The following is a 16766-nucleotide window of genomic DNA, read 5'->3' on the forward strand; positions in this document are numbered from 1 at the left end:
GAAAAATATGGCAGTATTTAATTTCCAAAAGCCCGACAAAGTAATCATGATTGATTCTACAGATTTTGAAGGGAAATTCGAATTTCGCCCTTTAGAACCTGGTTATGGTTTAACAGTAGGTAACGCATTAAGAAGAGTTTTATTATCTTCTCTAGAAGGATTCGCCATTACATCAGTTAGAATTGAAGGTGTAGATCACGAATTTTCTGCAATTGCTGGAGTAGTTGAAGATGTTACTGAAATTATTTTAAATTTAAAACAAGCACGTTTTAAAAGACAAATTGAAGATATCGATAATGAGTCTATATCTATATCAATATCTGGTCAAGAACAAATTACAGCTGGAGATTTCCAAAAATTCATTTCAGGCTTCCAAGTATTAAATACAGAATTAGTAATCTGTAACTTAGATCCTAAAGTTAATTTCAATATGGAAATTACTATAGAAAAAGGTAGAGGTTATGTTCCTGCAGAAGAAAACAAAAAAGCTGCTGCACCAGTTGGAACTATTTTTACAGATTCTATATACACACCTATAAAAAATGTTAAATATAGTATTGAAAATTATCGTGTTGAGCAAAAAACTGATTATGAAAAATTAGTTTTTGAAATCATTACTGATGGTTCTATTACACCTCAAGATGCATTAACAGAGGGTGCTAAAACATTAATTCACCACTTCATGTTATTCTCTGATGAGCGTATCACTTTAGAAGCTGATGAAATAGCACAAACCGAAACTTATGATGAAGAATCACTTCACATGAGACAGTTGCTTAAAACGAAGTTAATCGATATGGATTTATCTGTACGTGCACTTAACTGTTTAAAAGCTGCAGAAGTTGATACTTTAGGTGACTTAGTATCTTTCAATAAAAATGACTTAATGAAATTCAGAAACTTTGGTAAAAAGTCTTTAACTGAGCTTGAAGAGCTTGTTAATGTTAAAGGGTTAAACTTCGGAATGGATTTAAGCAAATATAAATTAGATAAAGATTAATTAATCATATTTTGCTCCTCGAATGTCGAGTTTGGTAGCAAGATGATAACACAAATGTCATGAGACACGGAAAAAAAATAAATCACTTAGGTAGAAAAACTGCCCACAGAAAATCAATGTTAGCTAATATGGCTTGTTCTTTAATAGAACATAAGCGTATTAATACAACTGTAGCTAAAGCAAAAGCTTTAAAGCAATTTGTAGAGCCAATGATTACAAAGTCTAAAGAAGATACAACCCATAACAGACGTATCGTTATGGCTAACTTAAGACAAAAAGATGCTGTAGCAGAATTATTTAGAGATGTTGCTGCTAAAGTAGCTAATCGTCCAGGAGGTTATACAAGAATTATTAAGCTTGGTAATCGTTTAGGTGATAATGCAGATATGGCAATGATAGAGCTTGTAGATTATAATGAGCTTTACAATGCTGGTAAGCCAGAGAAGAAAACAACACGTAGAAGTAGAAGAGGAGGTTCTAAACCTGCTGATGCTCCAGTTGTAGAACCTAAGGCAACAAAAGAAGAGGAAGAATAAATGAATGTTAATAAGCATTTAAAATATAAAGGATAAACTATTTTAGTTTATCCTTTTTTTTTAGCAATTTTGCAAAACCTTTTTAGTAAACATGAAATATCAAAAAAGAAAGAAAGCCATTATTCTTTTAGCAGATGGCACCATTTTCTACGGAAAAGCAGTAGGAAGTAAGCAAGGAACAGCATTTGGCGAAGTATGCTTCAATACAGGAATGACTGGTTATCAAGAAATTTTTACCGATCCGTCTTATTACGGCCAGTTAATGGTTACTACCAATGCACATATTGGTAATTATGGAGTTAGTAATGAAGAAATTGAATCAGATTCTATTAAAATTGCAGGTTTAATTTGTAAAAATTTCAGCTACGATTATTCACGTGAAGCAGCCGACGATTCTTTAGAAAATTTTTTAGAAAAGAATAATTTATTGGCTATTTCAGATGTAGATACGAGAGCCTTGGTAAGCTATATTAGAGACAATGGCGCTATGAATGCTGTTATTTCTACAGATGTAGATAATATTGAAGGGCTTAAAAAGCAACTAGCTGAAGTGCCAGATATGAATGGTTTGGAATTGGCATCTCAAGTGTCGACTAAAGAACCTTATTATTTTGGTGACGAAAATGCAACCTATAAAGTGGCTGCTCTAGACATTGGTATAAAAAAGAATATCCTTAGAAATCTGGCAAAAAGAGATACTTACATAAAAGTGTTTCCTTACAATTCTAAGTTTGAAGATTTAGAAGCATTTAAACCAGATGGTTATTTCTTATCTAACGGACCTGGAGATCCTGAACCATTAGTAGAGGCACAGGCATTAGCAAAAGAAATTATTAAAAGGGATTTACCTTTATTCGGTATTTGTCTAGGACACCAAGTAATAGCATTGGCAAATGGTGTTTCAACTTATAAAATGCATAATGGTCACCGCGGAATAAATCATCCCGTAAAAAATATAAATACAGGTAAAGGCGAAATAACCTCTCAGAATCATGGATTTGCTGTGAATAGAGAAGAGGCAGAAGCGAACACAGACCTACAAATAACGCATGTACATTTAAATGATCATACGGTTGCAGGATTGGCTATGAAAAGCAAGAATTGTTTTTCAGTACAATACCATCCAGAAGCGAGTCCAGGTCCGCATGACTCATCGTATTTGTTTGATCAATTTATTGAAAATATAAAGAGAAATTAGTGATTTAAAACTCACGATTTTTTTATGTTTTAGAGAAAATGTTACTAAAACGTTATAGGTGCTTTTTTAGATAATTATTTAAGAACATCTCAAAAGAAAGCAGATTTAAACGTAAATTTGAATTATTAAAAGTTTAAAATAACCAATTATGAGTGTAATAATTAATATCCATGCTAGACAGATTTTTGATTCTAGAGGAAACCCTACTGTTGAAGTAGATGTTGTAACAGAAAATGATATTTTAGGAAGAGCTGCAGTACCATCGGGTGCATCAACAGGAGAACATGAAGCCGTAGAGCTGCGTGATGGTGGTAAAGCATACATGGGTAAAGGTGTTTTAAAAGCTGTAGAAAATGTTAACACACTTATCGCTCCAGAATTATTGGGCGTTTCAGTTTTTGAACAAAATTTAATCGATCAAATAATGATTGATTTAGATGGTACAAAAAATAAATCAAAATTAGGAGCCAACGCTATTTTAGGTGTTTCTTTAGCAGTGGCAAAAGCAGCGGCAAACGAACTTAATATGCCTTTGTACCGTTACGTAGGTGGTGTTTCTGCCAATACGCTTCCAGTACCTATGATGAATATTATTAATGGAGGTTCGCATAGTGATGCTCCTATTGCATTTCAAGAGTTTATGATTATGCCCGTTAAGGCTAAAAACTTTACACATGCGATGCAAATGGGAACTGAAATTTTCCATAGCCTTAAAAAAGTATTACACGATAGAAATTTAAGTACAGCTGTAGGTGATGAAGGTGGTTTTGCACCAAACTTAGCAGGAGGAACAGAAGATGCTTTAGATTCTATTAAAGTGGCTGTTGAAAATGCAGGATATTCATTTGGAGGAGACGTGATGGTTGCTTTAGATTGTGCTGCGGCAGAATTTTATGTAAACGGAAAATACGACTATACTAAGTTTGAAGGAGAAACAGGTAAAGTAAGATCTTCTGCTGAACAAGCGGAGTATTTAGCTGAATTAGCTTCAAAATATCCAATTATATCTATTGAAGATGGTATGGATGAAAATGATTGGGATGGTTGGAAATTATTAACCGATAAAATTGGTGATAAAGTACAATTAGTAGGAGACGATTTGTTTGTAACTAATGTAGAGCGTTTATCTCGTGGTATTGAAAACGGGATTGCGAACTCTATTTTAATTAAAGTAAACCAAATTGGTTCGTTAACTGAAACTATCGCAGCTGTAAATATGGCTAAAAATGCAGGTTATACGTCTGTTATGTCTCACCGTTCTGGTGAAACTGAAGATAACACGATTGCCGATTTAGCGGTTGCTTTAAATTGTGGTCAAATAAAAACAGGTTCTGCGTCTCGTAGCGACCGTATGGCTAAATATAACCAATTACTTCGTATTGAAGAACAATTAGGTGAAATGGCTTATTTCCCACAAGAAAAAGCATTTAAAATTAAATAAGAAAATTAATTTTTTTTAAAAAGCGGTTATTATTTTAATAATCGCTTTTTTTTTTACATTAATTTCAAATAATTTGTTAATTGATTAAATCTTTACTTTCAACACTTATATTAATAATGAGATATTTCGTAAATTAGCAATCCAATTTAAGAATTAAAAAAATCATTCACACTTATGGCAAATACTGCGACCATTGAAGTCAACGGAAAAAAAATAGAACTTCCCGTAATAGAAGGAACAGAAAAGGAATTAGCTATTGATATTTCTAGTTTTAGAAGTGCATCAGGAGGTGTTATAACTATTGACCCTGGGTATAAAAACACGGGTTCTTGTGAAAGCGCTATTACATTTTTAGATGGTGAAAAAGGTATTTTAAGATATAGAGGCTACTCTATAGAAGAGTTAGCTGAAAAAGCCGATTTTTTAGAAGTTGCTTATTTGTTGATTTTTGGTGAATTACCAACCAAAGAACAAAATGATAAATTTCATGATGACATTAAGGCTCAATCTATTGTAGATGAAGATATTAAAAAAATAATAGAAGCGTTTCCTAAGTCTGCACATCCAATGGGGGTTATTTCTTCATTAACAAGTGCATTAACAGCATTTAATCCTTCTTCAGTAAATGTAGATTCTGAAGCAGATATGTATAAATCTGTTGTGAAAATAATGGGAAAATTTCCAGTATTGGTAGCTTGGACTTATCGTAGAAAACTAGGATTGCCTTTAGATTATGGAGATGATTCGTTAGGATATGTTGAGAATATTTTGAAAATGATGTTTAGAAAACCGAATGGTGATTATACTCAAAATAAAATTTTAATAGATGCCTTAGACAAACTATTAATTTTGCATGCCGATCATGAGCAAAACTGTTCTACGTCTACGGTAAGAATAGTTGGTTCCTCTCATGCAGGTTTATTTGCTTCATTATCTGCTGGTATTTCTGCACTATGGGGACCGCTTCATGGAGGGGCTAACCAAGCCGTTTTAGAAATGTTGGAAGCTATTAAAGAAGACGGCGGAGATACTAAAAAATATATGGCTAAAGCTAAAGACAAAGCAGATCCTTTCCGTTTAATGGGCTTTGGTCACCGTGTATACAAAAATTTCGATCCGCGTGCTAAAATCATCAAAAAAGCAGCAGATGAAGTATTAAGTAATTTAGGTGTTGAAGATCCAATTTTAGATATTGCAAAAGGACTTGAAAAAGAAGCTTTAGAAGATCAATACTTTGTAGATAGAAAATTATATCCTAATGTAGATTTCTATTCGGGTATCATTTACAGAGGTATGGGCATTCCTACCGATATGTTTACGGTGATGTTTGCTTTAGGACGTTTACCGGGATGGATAGCACAATGGCGTGAAATGCGTTTAAATAAAGAGCCTATTGGAAGACCAAGACAAGTTTATACTGGTGCTACCGAAAGATCTTTTGTGCCCATAGAAAAAAGATAAAAATTCTTAAGTCTAAAATAAACCAAGCTTCATAACTAAACATTATGAAGCTTTTTTATATTTACAGCATGTTACAATTAAATATAAAAGACGAAACCTCTCGATTAAGAGCCGTTATTTTAGGAACTGCTGAAAGTAATGGCCCAACACCTAGCGTGGAAGATTGTTACGACCCCAAAAGTATCGAACATGTACTGGCAGGAACTTATCCTAAAGAAGCTGATATGGTTCTTGAAATAGATGCTGTGGCTAAGGTTTTTGAAAAATATGACGTTCAAGTTTTTAGACCTCAGGTTATTAATAGTTGTAACCAAATATTTTCTCGAGATATTTCCTTTGTGATTGAAGATAAGATAATTAGAGCTAATATTTTACCGAACAGAGAAGCTGAAATTGAAGCCATTCGGTATGTTTGGAATCAAATTGATAGAAAAAATAGAATTATTCTACCACCGGAATGTCATGTAGAAGGGGGTGATGTAATCCCTTGGAATGATTATATTTTCATAGGAACCTATTCAGGCGAGGATTATCCAGAATTAATTACAGCCCGCACCAATATGGATGCGGTTATTGCAATACAGGAACTTTTCCCTCATAAAACAGTAAAGTCGTTCGAACTTCGAAAATCGAATACCAATGCCAAAGAAAATGCTTTGCATTTGGACTGCTGTTTTCAGCCCATAGGAAAAGGAAAAGCCATTATTCATAAAAATGGATTTCTTATTGAACGCGAATACGAATGGTTGGTAAATTTCTTTGGAAAATCCAATGTTTTTGAAATTACCAAAGACGAAATGTATAATATGTATAGTAATATTTTTTCTATTTCTGAAGAGGTTATTATTTCTGAAAAAAGCTTTATACGTTTAAATACTTGGTTACGCCAAGAAGGATTCATTGTTGAAGAAGTGCCTTATTCAGAAATTTCAAAACAAGAAGGTTTGTTGCGTTGTAGTACAATGCCTTTAATTCGGGAATGATTTTAAGAAAGTGCGATGTATGTTACTATAAACTTTTCAATGTTTATAATCCATTTTTATACCATAAATAATTTTACTTTTGTAAAGTAATTTTTATAAAAAAATGGAACAAACCACAAATACAATTTTAATGATTCGTCCTATAAATTTTCGGATGAACGAGCAAACGGCTGTTAATAATTATTACCAAAAAGTAATAGATAATGTATTGCCGCAAACTGTTAATGCCAAAGCACAGCAAGAGTTTGATATGCATGTTGAAAAGCTTAGAAGTATTGGAGTAAATGTAATTGTTGTGAACGATACCAGTGAGTTTGATACACCAGATTCTGTTTTTCCAAATAACTGGGTGTCCTTTCATGAAAATGGTGATGTGGGGTTGTATCCAATGTTTGCAGAAAACAGGCGCTTAGAGCGTAGTGAAGACGTTTTGGAGGCTGTTGAACAAGCCGGTTTTGTTATTAATAATATTGTTGATTATACAGATGCCGAAGAAGAAAGTGTTTTTCTTGAAGGTACAGGAAGCGTGTTATTAGATCGTACCAATCATAAAGCCTATTGCGCTTTATCACCTAGAGCCGATGAAGATTTATTTATTGAGTTTTGTGAAGACTTTGAATATACCCCTGTTGTTTTTACGGCGAACCAAACTATGAACGGCGAACGTAAAGCTATTTATCACACAAATGTTATGATGTGTATAGGAGAGACCTTTGCTGTTATTTGCCTAAGCAGTATTGACGATAAAAAAGAACGTAAAAGCGTGATTAGTCATTTAAAAGAAGATGGTAAAGAGATTATAGAGATTACTGAAGCACAAGTAAATAATTTTGCAGGGAACATGCTGCAAGTTAAGGGGGCTAATGATGAACGGTATTTGGTAATGAGTCAAGTAGCTTATGATTCTTTAACAGCAAATCAAATAGAAAGGTTAAAAAAACACAGCCACATACTTTCTAGTTCTTTAGATACAATAGAGGCTTGTGGAGGTGGTAGTGCACGATGTATGATGGCAGAAGTGTTTTTGCCAAAAGCTTAATTATGATGATGGTCTAGATTTTGGTAATTGTACATAAAATGTGCTACCAACATTTATAGTGCTTTCTACCCAAATTTTACCATTGTTTAGTTCAACCAATTCTTTACAGATTGATAAGCCCAAACCAGTACCTTTTTCGTTATTAGTACCTACGGTTGTAAATGAACTATTTTTAAATAGTTTTTCTATATTTTGTTTAGAAATACCAATTCCAGTATCAGCAATACTAATAATACAACTACCATTACTTATATGATTTGAAATGGTAATGGTATCTCCGCTTTTACAGAATTTTAAAGCGTTAGCAAGTAGGTTTTGAACGACTATTTCAAACATGCTTTTATCGGCATAGGCAAAATCACGTAAAGAATGGTCAATTAATTCAATGCCTTTATTTTCGATACGTTGTTCAATCAATCTAATCTTATCTTCAAAAACTTCTTGTATATCAAATAAGGTTGGTTTTGGTTCTAAAGATTGCATTTGAGATTTAGACCAGTTAAGTAAGTTGAATAAAAGCAATGAAGCATTATTCGCATTTTCGCTTAATTCAGGAATTAAATTATCAAACTCTTCTCTAGATAATGAACCGTCTTTTAATAAATCAATAAACCCGTTTATTGAAGAGAGTGAATCTTTTAAATCGTGAGAAACAATTGAAAATAGTTTGTCTTTTACATTATTAACGTTTTCTAGGTGTTTTGTTTGCTCTGAAAAAGCTTCATTTTGCAATTCAATTTTAAGGTTTTTTTCTTCTAATTCTTGAGTATATTTTATATTGCTACTTCGTTTTAAATAAATTAAGATTAAAAAGGTTGAAACAATAGCGAGGGCGGCTAAAAGACCGTAAAAAATTAACTGAAACTTATTAAATTCTTCTTTAGATTCATAAAAACTGCCATTAATAGTTTTTGTAGGACTATTATTTGCTAAATCTTTTTCAAAATTAGGATTATAATCTAATTGAACAGAATCTGAATCCTTTATATTATTAGTGTTATTAAGACTTCTTTTCAAATTGTAATACTCTCGTTGCCAAATAAATGCGCTATTAAATTTGTTTTTGGTAGAATCCAAAACCATCATCAACTTGTAATATTTAAGAAGTTCTGATTTGTTATTATTGTTTTTAGCAATTACACCTGCTTCATAAAGTTGTTGCTCAGCTAGAACTAACCGGTTGGTTTTTAAATTTAATTCTCCAAGGCTGTTCAAAGTAAATAAAATACCATCTTGATTATTAGATTTTCTATTAATATCTAAACCCTGAATTAGGTATTGGGTAGCTTTCTCATAATCGTTAAATTTTAAATATTCGGCACCTAGTTTTGGATAAATAATGCCCTGTAACGAATCGATGTTAGTATTTTTGCTATTTAAAACTTTTTGGTAATATTCAATGGCTTTTCGATTCTCATTTTTATTTGAGTATAATTCGGCCAATTGTTTGTAAGATTGTATGAGTTCTCTATTGATATTTAATTGTATTTGGATTTCAACCGCTTTTAAGTTAAACTCAATGGCCCTATCAACGGCATTTATACCCTGGTACGCTTTAGCTAAATTGCTATAAGCTAAACTAAGGTCTTTTTTAATATTTTGTTTTTCTAGTTCTTGAATAGCTGCTAACGAAAATTGCAAACCTTTAGAGTAATTACCTCGTTTAATTTCTATTAAACCTATACTATTATTAACTTTTGCTACCCAAAGTGTATTCTTTAAATGTTTAAATAATGCTTTAGATTTTTCATACCCGCTTATCGCATTTATATAATCGCCCTTTTGTGCGTATATAAGAGATTTATAGTAGGTTGTTTCGGCAATACCTTTTGTGTAATTTAAATTATTTGAAAGTTTTTCACTTTCAATAACATATTTCAAAGCTCTGTCATAATCGTTAATTTCATAAAGCGATTTAATAAGCTTTAAAGAGGTTTTGACTTTTAAAGAATCTTGAGTTTCGAAAGCTAGTTGTATGGAAAGACTATCTAACTCTTTGGTTTGAGAGAAACCCAAGAATACAGATAAAAGAATAATCGAAATAATTATTTTCCTCATACTAAATATATTACAACGGTAATAAAACCATAATTAAGCATGTCTTATTTGAGGGAAATAAGTATTACCTATTTGTTGTAATCTTTTTGTTGGTTAAAAAAAATCCATAAGCGGATATTAATAGCTTTACAAGACAAAAGTTAGAAAAAGCATCATTAAAATCTAATTTTTGCGTTTTTCTACCAATAAATTAGATAAAAGGATAATGCTAAAATGACAAAAATCCGATGAATAGATTAACGGCAAAAATCATAGAAAAGGAACACTTTTATTTGTAAAACACACACATGTTTTTAATAGGTTTTTTTTTTAATGCTTTGTAAATAAGTGTTTTTACTTAATATAAAAAAAGTATGTTAAATAAGTATTATAACGTATTTATCTCTGTTTTTATTAAATCAAATTTAATAAAAATCCTTTAATAAAAGTTTTATCTTTGTTTTCTTAAAATAAGCACTATTAATGAGCCTTCAAGAGACTTTATCAAACCAAGTAAAACAAGCCGTTTTGGCATCTTTTAATATCCAACTAGAATCGGTAGAATTTCAAGCTACAAGAAAAGAATTTGCTGGTGATGTGACTATAGTTATATTCCCAATGTTACGTTTTATTAAAGGAGACCCTGTTCAAATAGGTGAAACCATTGGTAATTATTTAGTAGATACTATTGAAGTAGTAAAAGCATATAATGTTGTAAAAGGCTTTTTAAATATTGAAATAAATGACACCTACTATTTAAACTTTTTTAATAGTATAAAAGATGATGAAAATTATGGGTTTGTAGATCCAGCATTGGATGATAAAGCTGTTATGGTAGAATATTCATCGCCAAACACTAACAAACCTTTGCACTTAGGGCATATTCGAAACAACCTTTTAGGTTATAGCGTTGCCGAAATTTTAAAAGCTTCTGGTAAAAAAGTTTACAAAACGCAAATTATAAACGACCGAGGTATACATATTTGTAAAAGTATGTTGGCTTGGAAACGCTTTGGTAGTGGAGAAACACCAGAAAGTACTGGTTTAAAAGGTGATAAATTGGTTGGTAATTATTATGTGAAATTCGACCAAGAGTACAAAAAACAAATTGACGCACTAATAGCTTTAGGCCATACAGAAGATGAGGCCAAAAAAAATGCACCACTTTTATTGGAAGCTCAAACCATACTTCAAAAATGGGAAGCAGGTGATGAAGAAGTTGTTTCACTTTGGAAAAAGATGAATGGTTGGGTGTATGAAGGTTTTTCTGAAACCTATAAAAATTTAGGAGTCGATTTTGATAGTTTATATTACGAAAGCAACACGTATTTGCTAGGAAAGGAATTGGTTGTTGAAGGGCTAAAATCAGGAGTATTTATTAAAGAAGCAGACGGTTCTGTTTGGTGCGATTTAACCGAAGACGGACTAGATAAAAAAATAGTACAACGTTCGGATGGTACGGCGGTTTATATGACGCAAGATATTGGTACAGCCATACAACGTATCAAAGACTTTCCAGATGTTGATGGTATGGTTTATACCGTTGGTAACGAGCAAGATTATCATTTTCAAGTACTCTTTTTAATTTTGAAAAAACTAGGATTTGAATGGGCTAAAAATTTATATCATTTAAGTTATGGTATGGTTGATTTACCTAGCGGAAAAATGAAGAGTAGAGAAGGAACTGTGGTTGATGCCGATGACTTAATTGATGAAATGGCATCAACAGCGGGAGAAATTTCAGAAGAATTAGGGAAATTGGATGGTTATACTGAAGAAGAGAAACAAGCACTTTATAAAACGATTGGTTTAGGAGCTTTGAAATATTACATTTTAAAAGTAGACCCTAAAAAGCGTATTTTATTCGACCCTAAAGAATCAATAGATTTTCAAGGTAACACAGGACCTTTTATTCAATATACGTATGCGCGAATTCAAGCTATTTTAAGAAAAGCAGATATGGATTTGTCTGTTAGTATAGATATTATACCACTTCATACAAAAGAAAAGGAATTAATAAAGCAATTAGAGTTATTTCCAGAGGTTATTCAAAATGCAGCATCACAACATAGCCCAGCATTAATAGCAAATTATACTTACGATTTGGTAAAAGAATTTAATTCATTCTATCAAAATGTATCCATCTTAGGCGCAAATAATGAAAATGAAAAAATATTCAGAGTACAACTTTCTGAAAAAGTGGCATCAACAATTAAAAAGGCATTTCGTATTTTAGGTATACAAGTACCCGAACGGATGTAATATTATTAGAGAAAATAAATTTATTATTTCCCGTATAAAAAGTATTTGTTAACTAAATCAATATACAAACGTTTTGCTTCGTTTGAAGAGATGTCTTTTGTTTGAAATAAAGCATTCGTTTTAAAAGCATTTATAATGGCCTTTTTGCTGCTTGGCCTACTGTAATTGTTCGTAGCTTTTTTGTAGTATGCGTAGAGACTTAAAAGTACATCGGCAGGAAAAGGTTCCGTAAAGGCATTTACGCATTCTACCGCATCTTGAAATTCTATTTCTAATTCTTCATCAGTCATTGGCATCTGCAATAATACTTTCACCTCCACGAACTTTTTGGTTAAGCTGCACTTTTATTTTTGTGTCTAATGGTAAAAATAAATCAACTCGTGAACCAAATTTTATAAAACCAGACTCTTCACCTTGGACAGCTTTATCGTTTATTTTAGCATAGTTTACAATACGTTTAGCTAAGGCTCCGGCTATTTGACGGTAAAGTACTTTACCGTAGGTTTCGTTTTCAACAACAACTGTAGTACGTTCGTTTTCTTCACTTGCTTTAGGATGCCATGCTACTAAATATTTGCCTGGGTGATACTTACTAAATATAACATTGCCACTAATAGGATAACGTGTAATATGAACATTTATGGGAGACATGAAAACACTTACCTGTAAACGTTTGTCATTAAAATATTCTTTTTCAAATACTTCTTCAATAACAACTATTTTGCCATCAACTGGAGAAACAATATGGTTATTATTTAAAATAGTACGACGTTTTGGGTTTCTAAAAAATTGAAGAATGAGTATTAAAAATGCTAATAATAAAATTAAAACGATAGTTCTTAACCATCCAATTGGAATAAAATTATCGGCTAGCATAGAACACCCAACAACAAATACAAATGTTAGAAATATGATTTTATGACCTTCTTTATGAAACATAGTGTAAAATTCTTAAAAATAAATATATAAAAGGTGCAGCAAAAATAATGCTATCTAATCGATCTAACAAGCCTCCATGACCAGGCATAATAGTGCCACTGTCTTTTACGTTTGCTTGTCTTTTAAACTTAGATTCTATTAGGTCGCCCAAAGTGCCAAATACAGATATTACAATACTTAAAATAAGCCAACTTGTAAAGTCTAATGTTTGTGTAAAGGTAGCAATAAAATAGCTTGCTATGCACGAAAAAAACAAACCACCTAGAAAACCTTCTACTGTTTTTTTAGGTGAAATTTTTTCAAAAAGTTTTTGTTTGCCAAAGTTTTTACCTACCAAATAAGCGAAAGAATCGTTAACCCATACTAGAATAAATGCTCCCAATAGAATGTTAGGGTTATAATTTTCATAATAATTGGCTATTAAAATTAAAAAAATAAAGGAACTAGATATATAAAAGGTGGTTAATATAAATCGTTTAGAACTAAATAGAGGTGTCGTTTTTACTGAAAACAAATCTTTAATTAAAAACAATTCAATAAATATGGTTAATACCAGAAGTATTTGAATGAATTCGTCTATACCCTTATACGTGGTAAAAAATAGCTGGAAATAAATAAAAAAGGCATACAGAATGCCAAATATGAAATAAGGAATAATGCTTTTTAATAGAATAAGCTTTTTGAATTCGGCAAGACAAATAATGCCAAACACAAAAAACAAGGCCATTAATAATTGTTGGTACTTTAAACACAAAATTAAAAGCACGACATAGAGTAGGCCAGAACACGATCGAACAATAATTTCTTTCATCTTATAAGTCTTCTAAAAGAAGTAGGTATAAGTTTTTAGCACTACTACCATAGCTTAAAAAATCTTTTTCATCGTTAGATTTAAAATGTTTTATGGTTGTAATGTTTGTTGGAATTTTTTGTTTGTTTTTAGACTTAATACCTCTTAAACCCTCTCCAATATTTTCAACAATTTGACTTGTCCTAGCAAAAACAACAAAGTTTGTTGGTAATTCTGGTAATCTTTTTTCAAAAATTTGTTTTGAAGAAATAAGTAACGACCCGTCGTTTGCTATTAAATTTTCGCAAGTGGTTAAGAAAATAGAGGAATCGCTAATTTTAGTGGTCGTATTTAAATTGGAATTTTTAAATTTTTCTTTTATTTTTTCGTCTAATACAAGTGTTTTGGTGTCGTTCCAATTATTTTCCTCAATAATACTTTGTAAATTTTGAAATATTTCATTTAGATTTTCGCAATATAAAAACTTTCCGCCGTTGCCTTTAAAGTTTATGGTAAACTTTTCGTCAATTGGGAGTTTTATTTCAGGCATATATTTGCCTCTTTCACTGGACTTTACTTCTTCTTCTGAATGATCTGGTTTCAGTCCGAAAATTTTTCTAAAAAGGCTCATTTAGTTAAGCTGCTATTAATATAATTCTTTTGAGGTTCTCAAATATAAAAAATCTTAAATTAAACACGTGTCTAATTTAAGATTTTTACTGCTTATCTAAGTAATATAGCTAAAAACTTGTTTTTTGTATTATTTTTCAACGTCTTCTTTTTCAAAAGCTCGTTTTCCAAATATTTTCTCTAAGTTGTCTTTAAAAATAACCTCTTTTTCAAGAAGAACTTCAGCAAGTTCAGTAAGTTTATCTCTATTATTTTCAAGTAATTCAATAGCTCTTTGATATTGTTTTTCAATAATATCAGAAATCTCCTTATCAATTAATTCGGCTGTTTGTTCGCTATACGGTTTTGTAAAACCATATTCATTTTGCCCAGATGAGTCGTAGTAAGTTAAGTTACCAATTTTTTCGCTTAGTCCGTAAATGGTAACCATAGCTCTTGCCTGCTTGGTTACTTTCTCTAAATCACTTAATGCTCCTGTAGATATTTTATTGAAAATAACTTTTTCTGCAGCGCGACCACCTAAAGCAGCGCACATTTCATCCAGCATTTGTTCTGGGTGAACAATTAAGCGTTCTTCTGGTAAATACCACGCAGCACCTAATGAACGACCACGCGGAACAATAGTTACTTTAACCAAAGGAGCAGCATGCTCTAACATCCAACTTACAACAGCATGTCCAGCTTCATGAAATGCCACAGCTCTTTTTTCACTTGGTGTAATAATTTTATTTTTCTTTTCTAAACCACCAATAATTCTATCTACGGCGTCTAAAAAATCTTGTTTGTCAACTGATTTTTTACCATTTCTAGCAGCTATTAAAGCAGCTTCATTACAAACATTTGCTATATCTGCACCAGAGAACCCTGGAGTTTGTTTAGATAAGAAATCTAGGTCTAAATTATCATCTTTTTTAAGTGGTCTTAAATGCACTTCAAAAATTTCTTTACGCTCGCGAACATCTGGTAAATCGACATAAATTTGTCTGTCAAAACGACCAGCACGCATTAAAGCAGTATCTAAAATATCGGCTCTATTGGTTGCTGCAAGTACAATAACATTGGTATTTGTACCAAAACCATCCATTTCTGTTAGTAATTGATTTAATGTGTTTTCACGTTCATCATTACTCCCAGACATGGCGTTTTTGCCTCTAGCTCGTCCAATAGCATCAATTTCATCAATAAATATGATTGAAGGTGATTTTTCTTTAGCTTGTTTAAATAAATCTCGAACACGAGAAGCACCAACACCTACAAACATCTCAACAAAATCGGAACCAGATAAAGAAAAGAAAGGCACTTTAGCTTCACCAGCAACGGCTCTAGCTAATAAGGTTTTTCCTGTTCCAGGAGGGCCTACAAGTAGTGCTCCTTTTGGTATTTTACCCCCTAAAGAGGTATACTTTTCTGGAAATTTAAGAAAATCAACTATTTCTTGAACTTCTTCTTTGGCACCTTCTAAACCAGCAACATCCTTAAAAGTTGTTTTAACTTCTGTATTTTGATCGAAAAGTTTAGCTTTAGATTTTCCTATATTGAAAATTTGTCCACCAGCACCTCCACCAGCACCACCCGACATACGTCGCATAATGAAAATCCACACACCAATAAGTAAAATAAAAGGCAGAATACTCATTAAAAGATTGCCCCAATTATCAGTTTCGGTATCAAATTTTATAATAGGCTTGCTAGGTAAGTCTTTAGCAACTTCATTTAATTGGTTTTCAAAATTTTGAAGATCACCAAATTCAAACCTATAGTTTGGTAATTTAGTTGCCGATGGTAAAAAAGACGTAGGCTTCGATTTTTTATGCATCTCCTTAGCCTCTGCTTCGGAAGTTAAATAAACTTTAGCTACACGTGTGTTTTTTATAATATCAACTTGAGCAATATCTCCAGCTTCTAAAAATTTAAAAAATTCAGAAGGTGTTGTCGCACTTCCATCTTGGTATGAGTTGTTGCTAAATAATTGAAACCCTAAAAAAAGGGCTATTAAAATACCATAAATCCAGTATGGACTGAATTTGGGTTTGTTCTCTTTTATATTTTTTTTATCGTTTGCCATCCTTATTTTTTAGTAACTAGTTTGTATAACTGTTGTTTTTGCATCACCCCAAAGACTTTCAATGTCGTAATACTGTCTTATTTGTTTTTGAAACACATGTACCACCACATTCACATAATCCATAAGTACCCATTCGGCATTATCCATACCTTCAATGTGCCAAGGATGATCTTTAAGTTCTTTACTTACTTTTTTCTGAACAGAATTAACTATAGCGTTAACTTGCGTATTAGAAGTTCCTTCGCAAATTATAAAATAATCGCAAACAGTATTTTCGATTTCTCTTAAATCAAGAATATTTATTTCTTTTCCTTTAACGTCTTCAATGCCACTAACTATAACTGATATTAATTGGTCTGCACTTATATTTTCTTTCGCCATTAAA

Annotated in this window: 15 protein-coding genes; 8 read left to right on the top strand and 7 right to left on the bottom strand. The window is 31.9% G+C overall.

The genetic code is table 11. From position 1 onward, the window contains the following. Positions 1–7: 7 nt before the first annotated feature. The 7 genes from QLS71_RS10845 to ctlX all read left to right on the top strand — a co-directional run bounded on the left by QLS71_RS10845 (position 8) and on the right by ctlX (position 7658). On the top strand, positions 8–1000 hold the full coding sequence (locus QLS71_RS10845) for a DNA-directed RNA polymerase subunit alpha (protein ID WP_308992984.1): 993 nt from the start codon (positions 8–10) through the stop codon (positions 998–1000). Between the two features lie 59 nt (positions 1001–1059). Beyond that, the gene (rplQ, locus tag QLS71_RS10850) at positions 1060–1536 is read left to right on the top strand and encodes a 50S ribosomal protein L17 (RefSeq protein ID WP_308992985.1); all 477 of its coding nucleotides are present in this window, start codon (positions 1060–1062) and stop codon (positions 1534–1536) included. Between the two features lie 91 nt (positions 1537–1627). After that, the gene (carA, locus tag QLS71_RS10855; protein WP_308992986.1) at positions 1628–2734 is read left to right on the top strand and encodes a glutamine-hydrolyzing carbamoyl-phosphate synthase small subunit; all 1107 of its coding nucleotides are present in this window, start codon (positions 1628–1630) and stop codon (positions 2732–2734) included. Positions 2735–2882: 148 nt separating this feature from the next. Beyond that, positions 2883–4175, top strand: a complete 1293-nt coding sequence (eno, locus tag QLS71_RS10860) for a phosphopyruvate hydratase (protein WP_308992987.1) — start codon at positions 2883–2885, stop codon at positions 4173–4175. 174 nt (positions 4176–4349) lie between these two features. After that, positions 4350–5636, top strand: coding sequence for a citrate synthase (locus tag QLS71_RS10865; RefSeq protein WP_308992988.1), 1287 nt, complete (start codon positions 4350–4352; stop codon positions 5634–5636). 68 nt (positions 5637–5704) lie between these two features. Then, positions 5705–6619 carry an arginine deiminase family protein gene (locus QLS71_RS10870; RefSeq protein ID WP_308993078.1) on the top strand — a complete coding sequence of 305 codons (915 nt, stop codon included), beginning with the start codon at positions 5705–5707 and terminating at the stop codon, positions 6617–6619. Positions 6620–6722: 103 nt separating this feature from the next. After that, complete coding sequence (gene ctlX, locus QLS71_RS10875; protein WP_308992989.1) at positions 6723–7658, top strand: citrulline utilization hydrolase CtlX; 936 nt, start codon at positions 6723–6725, stop codon at positions 7656–7658. Here ctlX and QLS71_RS10880 read toward each other — a convergent pair whose 3' ends face one another. After that, complete coding sequence (locus tag QLS71_RS10880; protein WP_308992990.1) at positions 7659–9716, bottom strand: ATP-binding protein; 2058 nt, start codon at positions 9714–9716, stop codon at positions 7659–7661. Positions 9717–10178: 462 nt separating this feature from the next. On the opposite strand from QLS71_RS10880, the gene argS reads away from it, so the two are divergent. Beyond that, positions 10179–11957, top strand: a complete 1779-nt coding sequence (argS, locus tag QLS71_RS10885) for an arginine--tRNA ligase (protein ID WP_308992991.1) — start codon at positions 10179–10181, stop codon at positions 11955–11957. Positions 11958–11980: 23 nt separating this feature from the next. Here the strand turns inward: argS and QLS71_RS10890 are convergent, their stop codons facing one another. The 6 genes from QLS71_RS10890 to rsfS form a co-directional block, all read right to left on the bottom strand. Next, a complete protein-coding gene (locus QLS71_RS10890; protein ID WP_308993079.1) occupies positions 11981–12247 on the bottom strand; it encodes an acyl-CoA-binding protein in 267 nt (88 codons plus the stop codon). Further along, complete coding sequence (locus QLS71_RS10895) at positions 12240–12896, bottom strand: phosphatidylserine decarboxylase family protein (protein WP_308992992.1); 657 nt, start codon at positions 12894–12896, stop codon at positions 12240–12242. The genes QLS71_RS10890 and QLS71_RS10895 overlap by 8 nt, the downstream gene beginning before the upstream one ends. Then, positions 12886–13707: a phosphatidate cytidylyltransferase gene (locus QLS71_RS10900; RefSeq protein WP_308992993.1), complete on the bottom strand. Its 822-nt coding sequence runs from the start codon at positions 13705–13707 to the stop codon at positions 12886–12888. The genes QLS71_RS10895 and QLS71_RS10900 overlap by 11 nt, the downstream gene beginning before the upstream one ends. Position 13708: 1 nt before the next feature. Next, entirely contained in the window at positions 13709–14317 is a 609-nt protein-coding gene (locus tag QLS71_RS10905; RefSeq protein ID WP_308992994.1) for an LUD domain-containing protein, read from the bottom strand. A 129-nt stretch (positions 14318–14446) separates the two neighbouring features. Further along, positions 14447–16381: an ATP-dependent zinc metalloprotease FtsH gene (gene ftsH / locus QLS71_RS10910; protein WP_308992995.1), complete on the bottom strand. Its 1935-nt coding sequence runs from the start codon at positions 16379–16381 to the stop codon at positions 14447–14449. Positions 16382–16390: 9 nt separating this feature from the next. Beyond that, complete coding sequence (gene rsfS / locus QLS71_RS10915; RefSeq protein ID WP_308992996.1) at positions 16391–16762, bottom strand: ribosome silencing factor; 372 nt, start codon at positions 16760–16762, stop codon at positions 16391–16393. Positions 16763–16766: the final 4 nt, after the last annotated feature.

Source organism: Mariniflexile litorale (assembly GCF_031128465.2).
Lineage (GTDB): Bacteria > Bacteroidota > Bacteroidia > Flavobacteriales > Flavobacteriaceae > Mariniflexile > Mariniflexile litorale.